This window comes from Paracoccus bogoriensis (genome assembly GCF_019431455.1).
Taxonomy (GTDB): Bacteria; Pseudomonadota; Alphaproteobacteria; order Rhodobacterales; family Rhodobacteraceae; genus Paracoccus; species Paracoccus bogoriensis.
This window is the reverse complement of the sequence record NZ_JAHYSR010000038.1, coordinates 1-18,188: the sequence shown is the minus strand read 5'-3', so window position 1 is coordinate 18,188 and position 18,188 is coordinate 1. Positions and strand designations below refer to the sequence as shown.

Genomic DNA, 18,188 nt, shown 5'->3' with positions numbered 1-18,188 from the left:
GACCCCGGAGGAATTCGCAGCAGCGAGGCCCTTCGATAAAACGCAATGGGCGCAGCCGCTTGAGCTGATTGATGGCTTCGCGCCTGCGCCCATTGCTCACGCCGCCGAATGATGGCACACAAAAAGAGAACAAACTCGACTTACGGGTGGCCCTAAAACAGGGGCAGGTCACAGCCAGCCGCTGCATTCCGCCTGCCGGAGGCTGTCGCGCTCGGCGATGGACAGAGCGGTGGGCGGGCGCCACCGGGCGGTGGTGAGGCGCAATGCCCAACGCAGCCGCCGCGGCACTTCGGCTGGGCCTGACGTGGTCAACCGTCCATCCCCGCCTCATGCCGTGATGAACTCGCGCACGAAGGGGGTTCTGGGCCGGGCGCGGATGTCCTCGGGCTTGCCCACCTGTTCGATTCGGCCCATCGACATGACGACGATCAGATCGGCCAGTTCCATCGCTTCCTCCTGGTCGTGGGTGACGAAGACGGTGGTCAGGCCGGTGGTATCGTGGATGTCGCGCAGGCCCTGCCGCAGCTCCTTGCGCACCTTGGCATCGAGCGCGCCGAAGGGTTCGTCCAGCAGCAGCATCCGCGGTTCGATCGCCAGAGCCCGGGCCCGTGCCACGCGCTGGCGCTGGCCGCCCGAGAGCTGGTTGGGATAGCGCGCACCGATGTCGGGCAGCTTGATCAGGTCCAGCAGCCTTTTCACGCGGCGGGCAATCTCGGCCGACGGGGGACGGGACTTGCGCGGGCGGGCGCGCAGGCCGTAGGCGATGTTGTCGAAGACCGTCATGTGCCGGAAGAGCGCGTAGGACTGGAACACGAAGCCCGCCCGGCGTTCCTGCACCGTCAGGCCCGTGGCGTCGGCGCCGTCGAACAGCACCCGGCCGGCCGAGGGGAACTCCAGCCCGCCGAGGATGCGCAGGAGCGTGGTCTTGCCCGATCCCGAGGGACCAAGCAGTGCCACGAGCGTGCCCGAGGGGATCGACAGCGACACAGGATGCAGCGCGGCGGTGGTGCCGAACTCCTTGGAAATCTCTTCGATTTCGATGTTCATCGCATCCTCCATCAATGGCGGTGGGTGGCCGCAAGCTGGTCGGCGTATCGCCATTCCAGCGCGGATTTCAGGGTAAGCGTGACGAGGGCAAGGAGCGCGAGCACGCCCGCCATCGTGAAGGCCGCGACCGAAAGGTATTCGTTGTAGAACATCTCGATCATCAGCGGCATCGTGGTGGTCTGGCCCCGGATCTTGCCCGAGACGACCGCGACCGCCCCGAACTCGCCCATGGCGCGGGCGTTGCAGAGCAGCACGCCGTAGAGCAGCGCCCAGCGGATATTGGGCAGTGTGACGGTCAGGAAGGTGCGCCAGCCCGAGGCGCCAAGGGTCAGCGCGGCCTCCTCCTCGGCGCGGCCCTGTTCCAGCATCACCGGGATCAGTTCGCGGGCGACGAAGGGGAAGGTGATGAACAGCGTCGCGAGCACGATGCCGGGCACGGCAAAGACGATGGGGAAGCCATTCGCCACCAGCCACGCGCCGAGTGCCGAATTCGCACCAAACATCAGCACGAACAGCAAGCCCGCGACGACCGGCGAGACCGAGAACGGCACGTCGATCAGCGTGATGACCCAGGCCTTGCCGCGCCAGTCGAACTTGGTGATCGCCCAGGCGGCGGCGATCCCGAAGGCCGCGTTGAGCGGCACGGTCACAGCGGCGACCAGCAACGTCAGCCGGATCGCCGACTGCGCGTCGGGGTCCGACAGCGAGGCCAAGGCGAAAGCCCAGCCGCGCCGCAGCGCCTCGTCGAAGACCGCGATCAGGGGCGCGAACAGAAGGACGGTCAGCAGGCAAGGCAGAGGCCGATCAGCGCCCATTTGACCAGCGCAGGCTCGGTCGTGGCCGGGCGCCAGCGGTGGGTGCGATGCAAGGGTGCGGTGATATCGGTCATGGCTTTGCTCCTCACACCGCGCCCATGCGGCGGCGGCTCCGGATCTGGATCAGGTTGATGGCCAGCAGCAGCGTGAACGAAATCGCCAGCATCGCCACCGCAATGGCGACCGCGCCGTCATAGTCGAACACCTCCAGCCGGATGACGATGAGGAGGGGCGCGATCTCGGTCACGTTGGGCAGGTTGCCCGCGATGAAGATGACCGACCCGTATTCTCCCACCGACCGGGCGAGCGCGAGCGCAAAGCCGGTCAGCGCCGCCGGGGCCAGCATCGGCAGGATCACATGGGTGATCGTGCGCAGCCGCGAGGCGCCGAGGGTGGCCGAGGCTTCCTCGGTCTCGCGGTCGATTTCCTCGATCACCGGCTGCACGGTGCGCACCACGAAGGGCAGGCCCACGAAGATCAGCGCGATCCAGATGCCGATCTCGGTATAGGCGACGCGGATGCCGAAGGTCTGAAGGATCGGGGCGCCGAACACGCCGTTGGGCGCATAGATCGCCGTCAGGGCGATGCCTGCCACGGCGGTGGGCAGGGCAAAGGGCAGGTCCACCGCGGCGTCGATGATCCGCTTGCCCGGAAAGCGGTAGCGGACCAGCACCCAGGCCAGCAGCACGCCGAAGACGAGGTTGAAGAGCGAGGCGATCAGCGCGGCGCGGAAGCTGAGTTCCAGCGCATTCCAGACCCGGGGGCGGTTGATCACCGCCCACATCTCGGCCGCGCCGAAACCGACAAAGCCGCGCCACAAGAGCACCGCCATGGGGATCAGGACCACCACCGACAGCATCGTCAGCATGATCCCGAAGGACAGCCCCCACCCCGGCATCGGGGTGGGCGACCGCAGAGCGAAGGGGCGGGCCGTCACGTCACTGCCCCTGATAGATCTGGTCGAAGATCCCGTCGTCGCCAAAGTGCAGGGGCTGCACCTCGGCCCAACCGCCGAAATCCTCGATGGTCAGCCGCACGAGGTCGGGAAAGCGCGCCACATCCTCCGGGTCGGCGGCCGACACATCCCAGGCGCGATAGTAGTGTCGCAGCGCCATGGCCTGCGCCTCGGGGCTGTAGAGCTGTTCCAGATAGGCGGTCGCCAGCGCCCGTGTGGCGTCGTCCGGCAGGTTCCCCTCGACCAGCGCCACCGGGGGTTCGGCCAGCACTGAGATCGAAGGCACCACGATGTCGAACTGGTCCTCGCCCAGTTCGGCCAGCGCCAGATGGGCCTCGTTCTCCCAGGCCAGCAGCACGTCGCCGATGCCGCGCTGCGCGAAAGTTGTCGTCGATCCGCGCGCCCCCGTGTCGAGCACGGGCACGTTGCGGTAAAGCGCGCCGACAAATTCGCGCGGGTCGAGGCCGTTGCGCTCCGCATAGCCCCAGGCGGCGAGGTAATTCCACCGCGCCCCGCCGCTGGTCTTTGGGTTCGGGGTGATGACCTGTATGCCCTCGGCGATCAGGTCATCCCAGTCCTCGATGCCCTTGGGGTTGCCCTCACGTACCAGGAACACGATTGTGCTGGTATAGGGCGAGGAGTTGTGCGGCAGGCGCGACTGCCAGTCCTCGGGAATGCGGCCCGTCTGGGTTGCGATGGCGTCAATGTCACCGCCAGCGCCAGCGTGACCACATGCGCGCCCAAGCCATCGATCACCGCGCGGGCCCGCGCGCCCGATCCGCCATGCGAGGTCTGGATCGTCGGGCGCGGATTGCCCTGCGCCACCCACCAGTCCGCGAACCAGATGTTGTATTCGCGGTAGAACTCGCGCGTCGGATCGTAGCTGACGTTCAAGAGTGTCTGGGCCGAGGCCCCGGGTGCCGTCGCAAGAAGCGACGACAGGCCGAACAGGGCAGCCGCAACGGCCCCTTTCCAACCCCCCAACCCGGCCGTCCGGGCCGCCGGCGGCCGGCCGGCCACTGTCCGCCCCCCCGCCTCGATCACGAGGCGACCGTCCGGCAGATGTGCGACGAGCGGGCCTTGGGCGAGGACATGCGAGCCGATGGCGATGGTGTGGATCATGGGAATGGCCCTTTCTGCGGGATGTGGCGCGGCCTCGGCCTGCCTTGAGTGAGCGGGGGAGAACTCGACGGTCATCGCAGCCCCCAAGGTGCGGCGACGAGGTTCGGCTGCGGGAGGGGGCGCGGCCGGGCGACGGGATCGGCCGTCAGTCTGGCCGGCGCCGCGACCGACTGCCGTGGCGGCGCGGCCAGCGAAGCGCAGCCCATGGCGTGGGCCATGAGGGCCAGCATGTCATCGCCTTCCGGGGTGGGGGCGGTGGGAAAGCGGGGGCGTGCGAACATCTCGTCCTCCTGTCGATCGGGAGGCGCTATGCCTCCATAACGACAATCACGACAGAGATGATCGGGAAAGCAACAAAATAATCACGTCAAAAATGGTCGTGAAAGTAGATGATTGTTCTTCGGTCACGCAGGCGCAGCGGCTTGTGGACCTGTCAGGCCCTGACTGGGGCCCCGAATCGGGCGCAGAATCAGGCCCCGAACCGGCGGCCCGCGACGACCGCCTCGGCTGTGGCAGGACGGTCAACCAGGTCGGCCAGCGTCAGCGAGTCGATAAGCACCAGGTAGGACCGGAACACCTGCCCAAAGACCTGCCGCAGGCGGCAGGCGCCCTCGTCCGGGCAATCCTCGCAGCGCTGATACGCCCGCCGCGACAGGCACGGCAGAGGGGCGATGGGTCCGTCAATCAGCCGCATGAGCTCGCTCAGAGGAACCTCGCGCGGCTCCTTGATGAGGATGTAGCCCCCATGCCGCCCGCGCACGGACGCGATAAAGCCCGCATTGCGGATCTCCAGCAGGATGTGTTCCAGAAACCGCTTCGGCGTGCCCGACCTGGTGGCGATCTCCTCGATCCGCAGCGGCCGCCCCTCACCGGCGCGCTCGGCCGCGAGTTCCATCAGCGCCTTCAGGGCATATTTCATCTTCTGCGTGATCATGGCCTCGAATACGCTGCAGGCGGCGGCGACTCAACATAAAATCACGCTTGCGCCGGTCGTGTATTGTTGGGATTCGGTGCGCATGACCTGCCCACGACGCAGGCGAAGTCGTGGCGGGGCACCGGAAAGCGGGCATCCGATTGCCGAAGTGCAAAGGGGGGTGAAAGTGAAGGGCAACGACACGCAGGTCTTCGCGGGGCAGCTGGTAGCCCAGAACATGCTGATCCAGATCCTGATGGGTCAGATCGTGCTGGGCACGCCGGATCGCGGTGCGGCTGTCCGCGAGGCGCTGGTGCAGGGCACGGGGGCGATCCGGTCCAACCCGAACATGACCGGGATGGAGAAGTTCGGTGCCGTGAAGACGCTCGAGGATGCGCTGGACACGCTCGACCGGATCGCCGCCGGTGCTCGCGGGGGCTGAGCCATGTCCTTCCGCTTCTGGCGCCGCATCCGGATTGCTCCCGGGGTCTCGCTGAACCTGTCGAAATCGACGGCGTCGCTGTCCTTCGGCCCGCGCGGCGCGAAATACACCGTCAGCCCGCGCGGCAACCGGGTCACGGCCGGTCTGCCGGGAACGGGCCTCTTCTACACCGTCCACGAGCCACGCCGCCCATCAGCCGCCAATGCGCCCCAGGTCGCCGCGCGCGACAGGCTGAACCTCGGCTTCTTCCAGCGGCTGGTCACGCCGGCGGATGAGCGCGCGCTGGTCGAAGGGCTGAAGGCGCTGAACGCGGGCGACGAGGGGGCGGCGCTCGCGGCGTTCGAGAAGGCCGCCAGCCTGCCCGATGCCGCCTGGATGGCGGGGATGTTGCGGCTCCGGCGCGAGGAGTTCGCGCCCGCGCAGCGTCATCTGGAGGCCGCGCTGGGCGGGCTCGACCGGCTGGGAAGTCTCTTCGAGAAATACGGGATCGCCGCGCAGGTGACCTTTCCGGTAACGCCCGAGGTCGATGCCCATGCCCGCCCCCGCGAACGCGGCACGCTTCTGGCGCTCGTGGAGATCGCCCAGCTCACCGGGGACCGCGCTGCGGCGATGCGCCATGTCGAGCGGCTGCTGGCGATCGAGCCGGCTGATCCGGTGGTCCTGCTGTCCTTCGCGGAACTGACCCTCGAGGGCGACGCGGACCGCGCGCAGCTGGAACGGGTCATCGCCCTGACTGCCGGGATCGCAAATGAGACACCGGTGGACACGGCGCTCCTGCTCTACCGGGGCCGCGCGCTCGCCCGGCTCGGGCTGGCTGACGCCGCCCTCGACGCGCTCACGCTCGCGCTGCGCCGCCGCAAGGACCGTGCCGACACCCTCCTGCGCCAGCTGCGCTACGAGCGCGCGGTGCTCTACGACCAGGTCGGCCGCAAGGCGCAGGGACGGCGCGAGCTGGAGCGCGTCTATGCCGAGGATCCGGGGTTCGAGGATGTGCGTGAACGGCTGGGGCTGGGCGAATGACCGCGCTGGCGGGTGAAGCGCGGGCGCTGCTGTCGCGCCGCACCCCGGCTGACCCCTTCACGACCTATCACGACGTGGCCACAGCACTCGGACTGCAACCACCCGGCACGATCCAGCGCGTCGCCGCCGCGCTCGAGCAGACCATGCGCGAGGATGTCGCCGCTGGTCGGCCGATGATCGCAGCACTGGTGATCAGCCGCGCGGGCGATATGCCCCGGCGGGGCTTCTTCGATCTCGCGGTGGCGCTGGGCCGGTTTCCGGAGGATCCCCGGCAGCACCGCGCGGCATGGCAGGCCGAGTGCGCGGCGGTCTTCGGGATACAGTCTGACGCCTCTTCCTGAAGCGGATCGGCTTACCTCACCTGATCTCGAACCAGCGCATCGCGGTCTGCAGGATATGGTCGTAGTCGCCCGCCATGGCCTCGTCCATGAAGGCGGCGATCTCTTCGTCGGAGAGCCCGGCAGGCCGCCCAGCGCCAGCAGGAGGAACAGCCAACGGGGGTGTCGAGATGCTGCACCAGCGGAAGAACGGCCCTTGCGCTTCTGCCAAGGACTTCCTGCGCAACCTCGACCCCAGCGGCACCGATGGTCGCCAGACCAGCCGTGCCGGTGCCTTTCAGTGTAAGGCTCTGCGAGATGGCCTCGCGCGCGGGCGGGCCTCTGGCGCGAACGCTGTTACCCGCACCGGCATCCTCGGTGCAGACCGCTTCGACGAGCGGATGTGGCGGCAGATGGAGAAACAGGCAGGGGTTGAGACCGCCGCTGTCGCGATGGATGCCGCGCTGGAGAAACCGACAGCCCCGCAAGCCGGGAAATTCACAACGCCAAGGCGGCGCGGCTGGAAGATCAGCACGCCCCGATACATGGAGTGTCAGAAGCCCGAGAAAACCATGTCGAGGGCACCCCGGATCTCGTAGTTGAACCGCGAAAGATCCGCGACGGGTGACGCCTTGAAGAGGGCCGAAGGGATCGCGGCCATCTCGGCCGTGTGCAGCACATGCGCGGCACCCTCGATCTCGAAGACCGGCTCGAGCCGCCCGATGGCCTTCGGCCCCGAGGCGGCGGGCACCAGCGGCGCAACCACGCGGGTGCCGGTCTCGATCAGATCGGTCTGGAGGTCGAGCACCAGCCGCCCGCCCGGCACGCGATAGACCTGGAACTGCGCCATCAGCCGAGCTTCAGAACCTGAAGATCGGCCAGTGGGGTGCCGTTGGCCTCGATCCAGACGCGGCGCTCGGCGATGGCCTCGGCGTTCTCGCGCGCCCAGGCCTCGGCCTTCGCCGCGCGCACGGCCTCGGCCAGCGCGGCATCGCTGATCGCTGAGACATTCAGACCCAGATCGCGCGCGGCGGCAAGGGTGGAGGCGGTCAGCGAGACATTCGTGCGCTGCTTCTCGGTGCTGTTCTGCGGCATCGGACCCTCCATCGACACAACCAGAATACACACGATGCGTGTTCACAACAAGCGCTCTGCGCGACAGGCAACCCGAGACCCCCATGACCCTCGATGATCTCAAGGCCCACCACAGCGCGCTGCTGGCCGCGCTAAAGCGGCACGCGATCAGTCAGCTATGACGGCAAGAGCATCAATGATGGCTCGGACGCGGAACTGGCCGCCGCCATTGCCGATATCGAGCGCCGGATCGCGGCGCTGGAACCGACCAGCCGGCGCGTCTTGCGCCCCTTCGCCGTGAAGGATCTGTGATGAGCTGGCGCAATGAACTGGCGCAATGAACTGGCGCAATGAACTGGCGCAATGAACTGGCGCAATGAACTGGCGGCAGCGCCTCGGGGCCTTCATCGGCGGGTTCGATGCCGGCCAGTACCACCGCCGCCTGCGCGGATTCCGCGCAACGCGCGCCCATGTCAACGCGTTGATCGCCGCCGCCGGGCCCGATATCACCGCCCGCGCGCTGGCTCGTGCGCAACAATGGCTATGCCGTGAATGCGGTCGAAAGCTGGGCCGCCGACCCCGTGGGCGACGGCATCAAGCCGATCTCGAAGATCGGCGATGCTGCGCGCAAGGAAGAGTTGCAGCGTCTCTGGCTTGCCTGGACGGACGAGGCCGATGCCGAGGGGCTGACGGATTTCCATGGGCTCCAGCGCCGCGCGCGAGGTGTTCATGGCGGGTGAGGTGTTCTTCCGGATCCGGATGCGCCGCGCCGGTGACGGGCTCACGGTGCCGCTGCATCTGCAGATGCTGCCTGCGGAAATGCTGCCGCTCGAGCAGACCGGGACGGCGGCCAACGGCAACGCCATCCGGCAGGGGATCGAGTTCGACCGCATCGGGCGGCGCGTGGCCTATCATTTCCTGCGCCGCCATCCCGACGACAGCACCGATCCGGGGCTGGCGGGCGAGATCGTGCGCGTGCCGGCATCGGAGGTGATCCATGTCATCGACCCGGTCGAGGGCGGTCAGCTGCGCGGCGTGTCGAAACTGGCCCCGGCCATCGTGAAACTGTTCCTGCTCGATCAGTATGACGATGCCGAGCTGGACCGGAAGAAGGTCGCGGCGATGTATGCGATGTTCGTGACATCGCCTGCGCCAGAGAACCCGCTTGCACCTGCCGCGGATGACGAAGTGCCAGACGGGGTCGAGATCAGCCCCGGCCAGATCGTGCGCCTTGATCCGGGCGAGGATGTCACCGTCGGCCAGCCCGCCGACAGCGGCGAGACCTACGAGCCGTTCCAGTACCGCACGCTGCTGCAGATTTCCGCCGCGCTGGGCATCCCTTACCCTTACCTCGCCAACGACATGGTGCAGGGGAACTTCTCGAATTCGCGCCTCGCGCTGATCGAATGCCGCCGCCGCGTCTCGGCCTGGCAGCACTCGGTCATGGTCTGGCAGCTCTGCCGACTCGTCTATGCACGCCGGATGGCTCCGGCCGTGCTTTCCGGTGCGCTGGCGCTCTCCGGCTACGAGGCAAGGCCTGTTACCATGCGCGCTGGCACCAAGCAGGCGCAGATCATCGCGCTGCTGCAGCGACCCGAGGGCGCATCCATGGCCGAGCGCTTGCCGCCGAGGCGGGTGGGCATCCGGGCATGGTGGCGGCGCTGACTTCGGCGTCCTCGTGGGTGTCGCCGCCGATCTTGTTCTGGACGCCATCGACCTTCCAGCCCAGCGCGCCGCGTTGGAGGAGACCTGTTCGAGACCATGCCGCCCCGGTCTTCGGCGACCTTGAGCGATGGCTGGCCATGAGGCTGACGGAAATCCCGGGGAAATCCCCGCTTGCCGACACCCTCGCCCGCATCCCGGACTGCAAGATCAACAGGATCACCGGCCTGCTGCCATGGCGATGGAACGGATAGCGGTCAGACCGGATGGTTACAGCTGCACGACCCAGCACGACGGCTACGCCAGGTCCCAGCGGGACCGCAAGCGGATCGAGCAGGCCTTCGGCTGAGCCAAAACCGTCGGCGGCATGGCCCGGACCGTCTGTCGCGGCCTTGAAAAGGCGCGCTTCCGCTTCATCCTGACGATGACCGCCAACGTGCTGGCTGCCTGATGCCGGGAAACCGCGTCAGGCACGCAGTTCACCTGCCTCGCAGAAGCCAAGACCAGATGCAGTCGCCTGCGCCGAAAGAGAACCGTTCCGCGCCGCCAACTTCTTCAGCACCCTGCTAGGGCAGACGCGCCAGCCGCTCGGTCAGCAATGCGAACATGCCGTCGCGGTCCACGTCGCGGATGAACAGGGCATTCGGCGTCCGGCCGCTGACACGCCACCAATCCGCGACGGTCATGCCGGTTGTGAACTTTCCTTCGGTCTCGATCTCGACATTGATCTCGCGACCCTCGAACAGATCAGGGCGGAGCAGCCAGGCGATCGTGCAGGGGTCGTGCAGCGGCGCGCCGCTGCTGCCGTATTTCTCGCGGTCGTAACGCTCGAAGAAATCGGTCCAGCTTGCCACGGCGGGGCCGCATCGCCCCGGCAGCGCCCGCATCCCCTCGATCCAATCGCGCGATGTCAATGCCTTATGTGTCACATCCAGCGGCATCATCACGATCGGCACGCCTGAGGCAAAGACCTCGGCGGCGGCCTCTGGATCGACATAGATGTTGAACTCGGCAGCCGGGGTGATGTTGCCCACCTCGAAATAGGCCCCGCCCATCAGCACGATGCGCTGCACCCGGCCGATGATGTCGGGGGCGCGGCGGAACGCTTCGGCAATGTTCGTGAGGGGGCCGATGGGCACCAGCGTCACGCTGCCCGCCGCCTCCTGGCGTAATGTCTGGATGATGAACTCGACCCCGTGCTGCTCCTGCAACGGCAAGGCGGGCTCTGGCAGGTCGATCCCGTCCAGACCCGTCTTGCCATGCACATGCTCGGCTGTCACCAGATCACGCGCCAGCGGCCTGTCGCAACCCGCAAAGACCGGCACGTCGGCACGCCCGGCCAGTTCCACGATCTTGCGCGCATTCACCTCGGTCAGCGCCAGAGGCACATTTCCTGCCACCGCCACAACGCCCAGAACCTCGATCTCGGGCGAGGCCAGCGCCAGCAGGATGGCCACGGCATCGTCCTGGCCGGGATCGGTATCGATGATGATCTTCTGCGCCATCTCTCACTCCAATATCAGGCCGAAACCTGCGCCAGACATGCGAAAGGCGCAAGCCCCGCCTGCGCCTTTGCCCTGGTTCGAATATCCCGGCGGTGTGGGGGCTGGTCCCGATCACCCGCCCCCGGCCGGGATCAACCGTCGAAGTTGACCTGCTCGATCAGATCCAGCGCGCGCGGGCGCAGGTCCGAGATCTCGGACAAGCTCAGATCGTCGGCCTCGAATTCACCCCAGCTTGCGACCAGCTCGGACAGTGCCACGCCTTCCTTGACGGGAAATTCGTGGTTCGTCTCGGCATAGATGCGTTGCGCCTCGTCGCCGACCAGGAATTCCACCAGCTTCAGTGCGTTGTCACGGTTGGGTGCGGCTGCGGTCATAGCGACACCCGAGACGTTCAGATGCGTGCCGCCATTCTCGAAGGTCGGAAATTCGATGCGCACCGATTCGGCCCAGGCCTTCTGCTCGTCATCGGCCAACATGCTGCCCATGTAATAGGTGTTGCCGATGGCGATGTCGCATTCCCCGGCCCAGATCGCCTTGACCTGGTCGCGGTCGCCGCCTTCGGGCCTGCGCGCGAGATTCGCCTTGATGCCTTCCAGCCAGGCCAGGGTGGCTTCTTCGCCGTGATGGGCCAAGTGGGCGGCGGTCAGGGCGACGTTGTAGTCATGGGTGAAGGTGCGGGTGCAGATCCGGCCCCGCCATTTCGGATCGGCCAGATCCTCGTAAGTGGTGATTTCGCCATCCGCCACACGGTCCTTGTGGGCATAGATGATGCGCGCGCGGCTGGTCAGGGCAAACCAGTGGTTCTCGTCGTCGCGCAGGGTCGCGGGAATGACCGACAGCGCCTCGGCATCCATCGGCTGGGTGACCCCGGCATCCTTGACCTCGCCCAGACGGGCCACGTCCACGGTCAGGATCAGATCGGCGGGCGAACGCGCGCCTTCGGCTTGCAGACGCTCGACCATGCCCTTGTCCACGAAGGACGAATTGACCGTGATACCGGTCTCGGCGGTGAAGGCGTCGAACAGCGGCTGGATCAGTTCGGGCTGACGGTGCGAATAGACGTTCACCTCCTGGGCGAAGGCCGGGATCGCGGTGGCGCCCAGAACGGCGGCGGTGGTCAGAAGACGCATGTTGACCTCTTTTGTCAGGTTTCCGGCTGCTCTTGCCATAATCCGATGAAAGCTGTCAAGAAAATCTGCGCCACGCGCGAAATCGCCCCTTGCGCGCGACGGATCCGGACGGATTGACCAGAGCGGAACTGCGCGATAGGCCCCGCGCATGGCACGCGCACCCCTTCTGCAACTCACCGATATCTCGCTGACCTTTGGCGGCGATCCGGTATTCGACGGCCTTTCGCTGACCATCCACCCCGGCGACCGCGTCGCTCTGGTGGGGCGCAACGGCTCGGGCAAGTCCACGCTGATGAAGGTCATGGCCGGCCTGGTCGAGCCCGACCGGGGCGAGGTCGTCCTGTCCGCCGGTGTCTCGGTCGGCTATATGGAGCAGGATCCCGATCTGACGGGCTTCGACACGCTTGGCGCCTTTGCCCGCGCGGGCCTGCCCGAGGACGAAGGCTACCGCGTGGACATGGCCGCCGAGGGGCTGAAATTCGACCCAAAGCGTCCCGTCGCCACGGCCTCGGGCGGGGAACGCCGGCGCGCGGCGCTGGCGCGGCTTCTGGCGCAGGCGCCCGAATTGATGCTGCTGGACGAGCCGACCAACCATCTGGACATCGAGGCGATCGGCTGGCTGGAAGAGCATCTGTCACAGACCCGCGCCGGTTTCGTGCTGATCAGCCACGACCGCGCCTTTCTGCGCCGCCTGACGCGCGCGACCTTGTGGGTGGACCGGGGCGAGGTGCGGCGCCAGGACAAGGGTTTCGACGCTTTCGAGGATTGGCGCGAGGCCGTCTGGTCCGCCGAGGACGAGGCTCGCCACAAGCTGGACCGCAAGATCAAGGCCGAGGCCCGTTGGGCGGTCGAAGGGATCAGCGCCCGGCGCAAGCGCAATCAGGGCCGCCTGCGCGCGCTGGCGGCCATGCGCGCCGAACGGCGCGCCCAGATCCGCCGTCAGGGCACGGCGGCGATGGCGCTGGATTCGGGTCCGGTCTCGGGCAAGAAGGTGATCGAGGCGCAGGGCATCGCCAAGACCTTCGGCGAGCGGGTGATATTGCGGCCCTTCGATCTGCGGGTGAACCGGGGCGACCGGATCGCCTTTGTCGGCCCGAACGGGGCGGGCAAGACCACGCTGGTCAAGATCCTGACCGGCGAGATCGCGCCCGATCAGGGGCAGGTCACGCTTGGCACCAATCTGGAAATCGCGGTCTTCGATCAGGCCCGCGCCGCGCTGAGCCCCGACCAGACGCTGTGGGAATCGCTGACCGGCGATCCCGAGATGCGCGTCTCGGGCCGGGCTGATCAGGTCATGGTGCGCGGCCAGCCGCGCCATGTGGTCGCCTATCTCAAGGATTTCCTGTTCGACGAGGCGCAGGCTCGCGCTCCGGTCCGCAGCCTGTCGGGCGGCGAAAAGGCGCGGCTGTTGCTGGCCCGGCTGATGGCGCGCCCCTCGAACCTGCTGGTTCTGGACGAGCCGACCAACGATCTGGATGTCGAGACCCTGGACCTGTTGCAGGATCTGCTGGGCGACTATGACGGCACGGTTCTGCTGGTCAGCCACGACCGCGACTTCATCGACCGCGTGGCCGACACGACCATTGCGATGGAGGGCGACGGCCGCGCCACGGTCTATGCCGGCGGCTACAGCGATTACCGTGCCCAACGCGCCGAGGCGCAGCCTGCGGCGCCCCCGGCGCCCCTGCGCGAGGCGGCCAGGGATGATCGCCCCGCCGAGGCCGCCAAGCCTGCCTTGCGCAAGGGGCTCAGCTTCAGCGAAAGGCACCGGCTGGACGCGCTGCCCGGCATCATCGCGCGGCTCGAGGCCGAGATCGCCAAGCTGACCGAATTCCTGTCGGACCCGGACCTGTTCCAGACCGCCCCCGCCAAGTTCCGCAAAGCCTCGGAGGCGCTGGTCGAACGACAGGCCGCCTTGGCCCAGGCCGAAGAGGAATGGCTGACCCTTGAGGAGCGCGCCGAGGGCTGAGGGGCTTCGGGGACGGGGCGGCTCAGGCGTCCCGCCCGGGGTGCCGACTAAGCCAGCGATGGGCAAAGCGCAGCTTGTGGCGCACCTGCGGGGTCAGCACGAAGGGATAGAGGTCGTCATTGTCCAGCGCCCGGTTGATGTCATTGACCGCGATGGCGACCTCGGTGCCGACGCTCAGCAACAAGTCGGTATCGGTTTCCTCATAGGGGCGGAAATCCGGTGGCATTCCCGGCATGGTCAGTCCCGCGCTTGCGAAACTGTCGGTGAAATCGACAAGATGCATCAGATGGGCCGCCGTTTCGGCCCAGTCCTCATGGGGATGGGCCGTCGCGTAGGGGGTGATGAAATCCTCGCCCGGATCGCGCGGCGCGGCGTAGTGACGTGCGAGCGCCGCCGCGTAATCCTGACGCTCGTCGCCGAAGACATCGCGGAAAGCGGGCAGGAAATCCGGGGCGACGGCCAGCCGGTCAAACAGGAAATGCGCCAGTTCATGCCGGAAATGGCCGACCATCGAGCGATATTGTTCGCCCAGATCGCGCCGGCGCTGCAGGCGGATCAGCGCGTCGGCCTCGGTGATGTTGATGGTGATCTCTCCCGCTGCATGGCCCATCGTGATCTGTTCGGTCCTGCCTTCGACATGCTCGGACAGCATCAGGAAATGCGGCCGGCGGCCGGGATCGGCATTGGTGAACCACCCCCAGTTCGACAGATTCGCCAGAACCCACCGCTTCGCGCGCTCGGCCCGGTCGAACAGCAGGCGATTGTCGCCGATACCCGGATCGGGAATGACGCGCGACATGGCGCAGGACCGGCAGAGCCCGATCGCCGATCCGGGATCGGCCACCCAGTTGCATCGTATCAGTTCGCGATTGGCGCAGACGGGCGCATCCGCCACCATCGCTCGGGTCTCGGGATCGTAGCACAGCCTCGTGCCGCAGAGGCAGTCGAGGTTGTGGAAATAAGCGCGGGCCCCGCAGCAGGGGCAGGCAAAGCGTTGCATTCCGGTTCCTGATCCGCCAACAGCAAGAGAGTCCCCGCGGCGGCCTGCGGTTCCCTCGCCGGATTGCGCAAAGTTTCGAGAGGCTTTCTTGACACCGGGCGCGCGCTCGTCCATATGCGCGTGATGCGGTCGGGCCATAGGTTTCTGGTCGGCGCGTTTGTTCATGACACCCGCATGGCGGGTGCGCTGTCCGAAGGCGGGGCCTTGCCCCTCAACTCTGTCCTCGGTGGGCGCCAGCCGCCCACGATCCGGCAGGGCCGCAGGACGCGGCAGGAAAAGGATGTGAAGCGATGTTCGCGGTTCTGAAAACGGGCGGCAAGCAATACAAGGTCAAGGCAGGCGATGTCCTGCGTGTCGAAAAGCTGGCCGCCGCCGCTGGCGAAAAAGTCCAGTTCAACGAAGTCCTGATGGTCGGCTCGACCCTTGGCGCGCCCCTGGTCGCCGGTGCCTGCGTGCAGGCCGAGGTGATCGACCAGATCAAGGCCGACAAGGTGATCACCTATGTCAAGCGCCGCCGCAAGCACAGCTCGCAGCGCACCCGCGGCCATCGCCAGCAGTTGACCCTGCTGCGCGTGACCGACGTGCTGGAAACCGGCGCCGACAAGACCGGCGTCAAGGCCGCAATCGGTGCTTCCACCAAAGCCACCGTCGAAGCGTAAGGAGACTGACCCATGGCACACAAGAAAGCAGGCGGTTCGTCCCGCAACGGTCGCGATTCGGCTGGCCGCCGTCTTGGCGTGAAACTCTATGGCGGGCAGGACGCCGTCGCCGGCAACATCATCGTTCGTCAGCGCGGCACCAAGATGTGGCCGGGCGTCAATGTCGGCATGGGCAAGGATCACACCCTGTTCGCGCTGACCGATGGCCAGGTGACCTTCCGCAAGGGCCTGAAGGGCCGCACCTTCGTTTCGGTGATGCCTGCAACCCTCGACGCCGCCGAGTAACCCGAGCGTAACAATTCGCTGCTAGAGGGGGGATCGGCGGAAGCCGGTCCCCCCGGCCATTTCAACGTTCCGTTTCAAGCCCGTTTCCGGAGGAGGAAACATGGTGATGTCTGCACCCTTGAGGGAGGGGACCGCTCTGGACGACCTCAACGCATTGGCGCTTGGCGCCGCCGACCAGATTTCGATCGAGACCGAGCGTCTGCTGCTGCGGCCGCTGCGCGTGTCCGATGCCGGGCTGATCGCCCATTATACCGCCGACCGCCGCGTGGCCGAGGGGACGCGCGCCATCCCCCATCCGCTGCCCCCCGGCGCGGCCGAGGGGTTCGTGGCCCGCGCCCTGGCTGCCGACCGGCGCGAGGATGTCTGGGCCATCGACGGCTCGCACAGCCAGCTGGCCGAGCTGTTGGGCGTCGTGTCGCTGACCCGGATGGAGGGCGACCAGTCCGAGCTGGGCTTCTGGGTCGGTGCCGGGTTCTGGAATACCGGCTTTGCGACCGAGGCCGTAGCCGGGCTGGTCGCGGCCAATCCGCATGGCTCGCGCACGCTTTTCGCCGAGGCCTTTCAGGACAATCCCGGCTCGGCCCGGGTGCTGACCAATTGCGGCTTCGTCTATCTGGGCGATGCCGAAAGCTGGTCGGTCGCGCGCAATGCCCGCGTGCCGACCTGGACCTATCTGCGCAAGATGGGCTGACCGGCCTACGAGCCAATGGCAGGGGGCGCTCGCGCCCCTTCTCGCCCGTGCCGGGCAATTCACCCCCTGAGGATATTTCTGCCAGGCAAATGCGCGGGCGGGGATTGAATCCGGGCGCGGGCGGCCTAGCTTTCGGGGATGAGTGAGCATATTCCCTATTCGCTTCTGGATCTGTCGCCGGTGCCCGAGGGGCAGGACGCGCGGCAGGCGATCCTGAACAGTGTCGATCTGGCGCGCCATGCCGAACGCTGGGGCTATCACCGCTTCTGGCTGGCGGAACATCACAACATGCCGGGCACTGCCTCGGCCGCGACATCGGTGCTGATTTCGCTGGTCGCGCAGGCAACCGAGCGGATGCGCGTGGGCGCAGGCGGGATCATGCTGCCCAATCACGCGCCGCTGACCGTGGCCGAGGCTTTCGGCACCTTGGCGACGGTCTTTCCAGGGCGGATCGATCTGGGTCTTGGGCGCGCTCATGGTGGGGATGGGGCTGTCATCCGGGCCTTGCGGCGCGATCCGATAGCCGACAGCTTTCCTCAGGACGTGGTCGAGGTGATATCGTACCTGGGCGACGAGCGGCCCGGCGCGGCGGTTCGCGCCCTGCCCGGAGAGGGGACGCATGTGCCGGTCTGGATCCTCGGCAGCAGTCTTTTCGGGGCGCAACTGGCTGCGCATCTGGGCCTGCCCTATGCTTTCGCCAGCCACTTCGCGCCCGACCATCTGGAATCTGCGCTGAAGGTCTATCGCGCGCATTTCCGCCCTTCGCGCCATGCCGAACGGCCCCGGGCAATCATGGCGATCAATGTTTTTGCCGCCGATGATCGGGCCGAGGCGGAACGATTGCGGACCACGATGCAGCTTGCCTTTGCCCGGCTGCGCAGCGGTCAGCCGGGCAAGCTCCCGCCTCCCGTCGATGATATCGACGCGGTGATCGGTGCGCGGATGCGCGAGGCTGTGGATCGGGCCTTGCGGATCAGTGCGGTGGGGGATGCGGCCGCCGTCCGGCACCAGCTTGCCGAACTGATTGCGAGGCATCGGCCCGACGAGGTCATCCTGACCGGGCAGATCCATGACCACGCAGCGCGGCTGCGTAGCTTCGAGATCGCGGCAGAGGTTCTGTCGGACATGCCCGCCGCGAAGGCCGCCTAGGCCGCGAATCCTCAAACAGGTTGCCCTGTGCCGGGTTGTTGTGACTCGCTTTCTGGAAACAGAGGTGCGGATGACAGGCAGGCATGATCTGGGCGATGGCGAGCGGGCGGTGATTGCAGCCCTTGTTGCCCGACCGGCCGCGTGGGGTGGCGCGGCTGGATGACCGCCGGGTGATCAGCGGCATTTTCCACATCCTGCGCAGGTTCCACAATCTGCACACGGGCGCGCCGTGGCGCGCCCGGCCCAAGCGCTACGGTCGGCGGACGACGGTGTACAACCGCGATGATCGCTGGGCCAAGGCGGGGTTCTGGCTGCCCGTGTTCGAGGCAGTGGCAGAGCAATCCCCTTGACCTGCTCCCCGGACGCTCCCTCGCTGTGATCGAGAGTCTGCCCAACCTGAAGGAGCGACGACTTGAGGAAAAGCCGTTTCACC

General features: G+C 67.1%; 17 protein-coding genes and 7 pseudogenes. 12 read left to right on the top strand and 12 right to left on the bottom strand.

Annotated features, from left to right (window positions below; genetic code table 11):
- Nucleotides 1–327 precede the first annotated feature (327 nt).
- From KY389_RS14470 to KY389_RS14445, 6 genes and pseudogenes are all read right to left on the bottom strand, one after another.
- Nucleotides 328–1,047: a sulfate/molybdate ABC transporter ATP-binding protein gene (locus KY389_RS14470; protein WP_219831683.1), complete on the bottom strand. Its 720-nt coding sequence runs from the start codon at nucleotides 1,045–1,047 to the stop codon at nucleotides 328–330.
- A gap of 11 nt (nucleotides 1,048–1,058) precedes the next feature.
- Nucleotides 1,059–1,936, bottom strand: a pseudogene (gene cysW, locus KY389_RS14465) (sulfate ABC transporter permease subunit CysW).
- Between the two features lie 11 nt (nucleotides 1,937–1,947).
- On the bottom strand, nucleotides 1,948–2,760 hold the full coding sequence (gene cysT, locus KY389_RS14460) for a sulfate ABC transporter permease subunit CysT (protein ID WP_219831685.1): 813 nt from the start codon (nucleotides 2,758–2,760) through the stop codon (nucleotides 1,948–1,950).
- 40 nt (nucleotides 2,761–2,800) lie between these two features.
- Nucleotides 2,801–3,939 (bottom strand): annotated as a pseudogene (locus KY389_RS14455) (sulfate ABC transporter substrate-binding protein).
- A 71-nt stretch (nucleotides 3,940–4,010) separates the two neighbouring features.
- A complete protein-coding gene (locus KY389_RS14450; protein ID WP_219831682.1) occupies nucleotides 4,011–4,220 on the bottom strand; it encodes a hypothetical protein in 210 nt (69 codons plus the stop codon).
- A gap of 188 nt (nucleotides 4,221–4,408) precedes the next feature.
- Nucleotides 4,409–4,873 carry an RrF2 family transcriptional regulator gene (locus tag KY389_RS14445; RefSeq protein WP_219831681.1) on the bottom strand — a complete coding sequence of 155 codons (465 nt, stop codon included), beginning with the start codon at nucleotides 4,871–4,873 and terminating at the stop codon, nucleotides 4,409–4,411.
- Between the two features lie 166 nt (nucleotides 4,874–5,039).
- Here KY389_RS14445 and KY389_RS14440 point away from each other — a divergent pair, with 166 nt between their 5' ends.
- The 3 genes from KY389_RS14440 to KY389_RS14430 are packed head-to-tail and all read left to right on the top strand — an operon-like array spanning nucleotide 5,040 to nucleotide 6,655.
- Nucleotides 5,040–5,294: a hypothetical protein gene (locus tag KY389_RS14440; RefSeq protein ID WP_219831680.1), complete on the top strand. Its 255-nt coding sequence runs from the start codon at nucleotides 5,040–5,042 to the stop codon at nucleotides 5,292–5,294.
- A 3-nt stretch (nucleotides 5,295–5,297) separates the two neighbouring features.
- Nucleotides 5,298–6,314: a DUF4236 domain-containing protein gene (locus KY389_RS14435; RefSeq protein WP_219831679.1), complete on the top strand. Its 1,017-nt coding sequence runs from the start codon at nucleotides 5,298–5,300 to the stop codon at nucleotides 6,312–6,314.
- Nucleotides 6,311–6,655, top strand: a complete 345-nt coding sequence (locus KY389_RS14430) for a hypothetical protein (RefSeq protein WP_219831678.1) — start codon at nucleotides 6,311–6,313, stop codon at nucleotides 6,653–6,655. Before KY389_RS14435 ends, KY389_RS14430 begins: the two co-directional genes overlap by 4 nt.
- Nucleotides 6,656–6,671: 16 nt before the next feature.
- On the opposite strand, the gene KY389_RS14425 is transcribed toward KY389_RS14430, so the two are convergent.
- From KY389_RS14425 to KY389_RS14415, 3 genes are all read right to left on the bottom strand, one after another.
- Nucleotides 6,672–6,863, bottom strand: coding sequence for a hypothetical protein (locus KY389_RS14425; protein WP_219831677.1), 192 nt, complete (start codon nucleotides 6,861–6,863; stop codon nucleotides 6,672–6,674).
- 321 nt (nucleotides 6,864–7,184) lie between these two features.
- Nucleotides 7,185–7,481 carry a CcdB family protein gene (locus tag KY389_RS14420; RefSeq protein WP_219831676.1) on the bottom strand — a complete coding sequence of 99 codons (297 nt, stop codon included), beginning with the start codon at nucleotides 7,479–7,481 and terminating at the stop codon, nucleotides 7,185–7,187.
- Entirely contained in the window at nucleotides 7,481–7,726 is a 246-nt protein-coding gene (locus KY389_RS14415) for a type II toxin-antitoxin system CcdA family antitoxin (RefSeq protein ID WP_219831675.1), read from the bottom strand. The genes KY389_RS14420 and KY389_RS14415 overlap by 1 nt, the downstream gene beginning before the upstream one ends.
- A gap of 83 nt (nucleotides 7,727–7,809) precedes the next feature.
- Between KY389_RS14415 and KY389_RS15545 the strand changes: the two are divergent.
- From KY389_RS15545 to KY389_RS15540, 3 pseudogenes are all read left to right on the top strand, one after another.
- Nucleotides 7,810–8,017, top strand: a pseudogene (locus KY389_RS15545) (phage head-tail joining protein).
- Between the two features lie 64 nt (nucleotides 8,018–8,081).
- Nucleotides 8,082–9,241, top strand: a pseudogene (locus KY389_RS14410) (phage portal protein); the annotation flags it as partial.
- Nucleotides 9,242–9,647: 406 nt separating this feature from the next.
- A pseudogene (locus KY389_RS15540) lies at nucleotides 9,648–9,818 on the top strand (transposase); the annotation flags it as partial.
- Between the two features lie 115 nt (nucleotides 9,819–9,933).
- On the opposite strand, the gene KY389_RS14400 reads toward KY389_RS15540, so the two are convergent.
- Nucleotides 9,934–10,872, bottom strand: a complete 939-nt coding sequence (locus KY389_RS14400) for a nucleoside hydrolase (protein ID WP_219831674.1) — start codon at nucleotides 10,870–10,872, stop codon at nucleotides 9,934–9,936.
- A 131-nt stretch (nucleotides 10,873–11,003) separates the two neighbouring features.
- The gene (locus tag KY389_RS14395; protein ID WP_219831673.1) at nucleotides 11,004–12,002 is read right to left on the bottom strand and encodes a Fe(3+) ABC transporter substrate-binding protein; all 999 of its coding nucleotides are present in this window, start codon (nucleotides 12,000–12,002) and stop codon (nucleotides 11,004–11,006) included.
- A 148-nt stretch (nucleotides 12,003–12,150) separates the two neighbouring features.
- Here KY389_RS14395 and KY389_RS14390 point away from each other — a divergent pair, with 148 nt between their 5' ends.
- Nucleotides 12,151–13,971, top strand: coding sequence for an ABC-F family ATP-binding cassette domain-containing protein (locus KY389_RS14390; protein WP_219831672.1), 1,821 nt, complete (start codon nucleotides 12,151–12,153; stop codon nucleotides 13,969–13,971).
- Nucleotides 13,972–13,993: 22 nt separating this feature from the next.
- On the opposite strand, the gene KY389_RS14385 is transcribed toward KY389_RS14390, so the two are convergent.
- Nucleotides 13,994–14,971: a putative zinc-binding metallopeptidase gene (locus tag KY389_RS14385; RefSeq protein WP_219831671.1), complete on the bottom strand. Its 978-nt coding sequence runs from the start codon at nucleotides 14,969–14,971 to the stop codon at nucleotides 13,994–13,996.
- Nucleotides 14,972–15,261: 290 nt separating this feature from the next.
- Here KY389_RS14385 and rplU point away from each other — a divergent pair.
- The 5 genes and pseudogenes from rplU to KY389_RS14360 form a co-directional block, all read left to right on the top strand.
- A pseudogene (rplU, locus tag KY389_RS14380) lies at nucleotides 15,262–15,621 on the top strand (50S ribosomal protein L21); the annotation flags it as partial.
- Nucleotides 15,622–15,642: 21 nt separating this feature from the next.
- A complete protein-coding gene (rpmA, locus tag KY389_RS14375; protein ID WP_219831669.1) occupies nucleotides 15,643–15,915 on the top strand; it encodes a 50S ribosomal protein L27 in 273 nt (90 codons plus the stop codon).
- Between the two features lie 106 nt (nucleotides 15,916–16,021).
- Complete coding sequence (locus KY389_RS14370) at nucleotides 16,022–16,606, top strand: GNAT family N-acetyltransferase (protein ID WP_219831668.1); 585 nt, start codon at nucleotides 16,022–16,024, stop codon at nucleotides 16,604–16,606.
- Nucleotides 16,607–16,756: 150 nt separating this feature from the next.
- Nucleotides 16,757–17,755, top strand: a complete 999-nt coding sequence (locus tag KY389_RS14365; protein ID WP_219831684.1) for an LLM class flavin-dependent oxidoreductase — start codon at nucleotides 16,757–16,759, stop codon at nucleotides 17,753–17,755.
- A gap of 70 nt (nucleotides 17,756–17,825) precedes the next feature.
- Nucleotides 17,826–18,066 (top strand): annotated as a pseudogene (locus tag KY389_RS14360) (transposase); the annotation flags it as partial.
- Nucleotides 18,067–18,188: the final 122 nt, after the last annotated feature.

What these genes read in the sequence shown, in the direction of transcription:
- KY389_RS14385 (WP_219831671.1), bottom strand. Translation starts at nt 14,971, where the DNA reads ATGCAACGCTTTGCCTGCCCCTGCTGCGGGGCCCGCGCTTATTTCCAC.
- KY389_RS14400 (WP_219831674.1), bottom strand. Translation starts at nt 10,872, where the DNA reads ATGGCGCAGAAGATCATCATCGATACCGATCCCGGCCAGGACGATGCC.
- KY389_RS14390 (WP_219831672.1), top strand. Translation starts at nt 12,151, where the DNA reads ATGGCACGCGCACCCCTTCTGCAACTCACCGATATCTCGCTGACCTTT.
- rpmA (WP_219831669.1), top strand. Translation starts at nt 15,643, where the DNA reads ATGGCACACAAGAAAGCAGGCGGTTCGTCCCGCAACGGTCGCGATTCG.
- cysT (WP_219831685.1), bottom strand. Translation starts at nt 2,760, where the DNA reads ATGCCGGGGTGGGGGCTGTCCTTCGGGATCATGCTGACGATGCTGTCG.
- KY389_RS14445 (WP_219831681.1), bottom strand. Translation starts at nt 4,873, where the DNA reads ATGATCACGCAGAAGATGAAATATGCCCTGAAGGCGCTGATGGAACTC.
- KY389_RS14395 (WP_219831673.1), bottom strand. Translation starts at nt 12,002, where the DNA reads ATGCGTCTTCTGACCACCGCCGCCGTTCTGGGCGCCACCGCGATCCCG.
- KY389_RS14450 (WP_219831682.1), bottom strand. Translation starts at nt 4,220, where the DNA reads ATGTTCGCACGCCCCCGCTTTCCCACCGCCCCCACCCCGGAAGGCGAT.
- KY389_RS14420 (WP_219831676.1), bottom strand. Translation starts at nt 7,481, where the DNA reads ATGGCGCAGTTCCAGGTCTATCGCGTGCCGGGCGGGCGGCTGGTGCTC.
- KY389_RS14370 (WP_219831668.1), top strand. Translation starts at nt 16,022, where the DNA reads ATGTCTGCACCCTTGAGGGAGGGGACCGCTCTGGACGACCTCAACGCA.
- KY389_RS14435 (WP_219831679.1), top strand. Translation starts at nt 5,298, where the DNA reads ATGTCCTTCCGCTTCTGGCGCCGCATCCGGATTGCTCCCGGGGTCTCG.
- KY389_RS14430 (WP_219831678.1), top strand. Translation starts at nt 6,311, where the DNA reads ATGACCGCGCTGGCGGGTGAAGCGCGGGCGCTGCTGTCGCGCCGCACC.
- KY389_RS14470 (WP_219831683.1), bottom strand. Translation starts at nt 1,047, where the DNA reads ATGAACATCGAAATCGAAGAGATTTCCAAGGAGTTCGGCACCACCGCC.
- KY389_RS14415 (WP_219831675.1), bottom strand. Translation starts at nt 7,726, where the DNA reads ATGCCGCAGAACAGCACCGAGAAGCAGCGCACGAATGTCTCGCTGACC.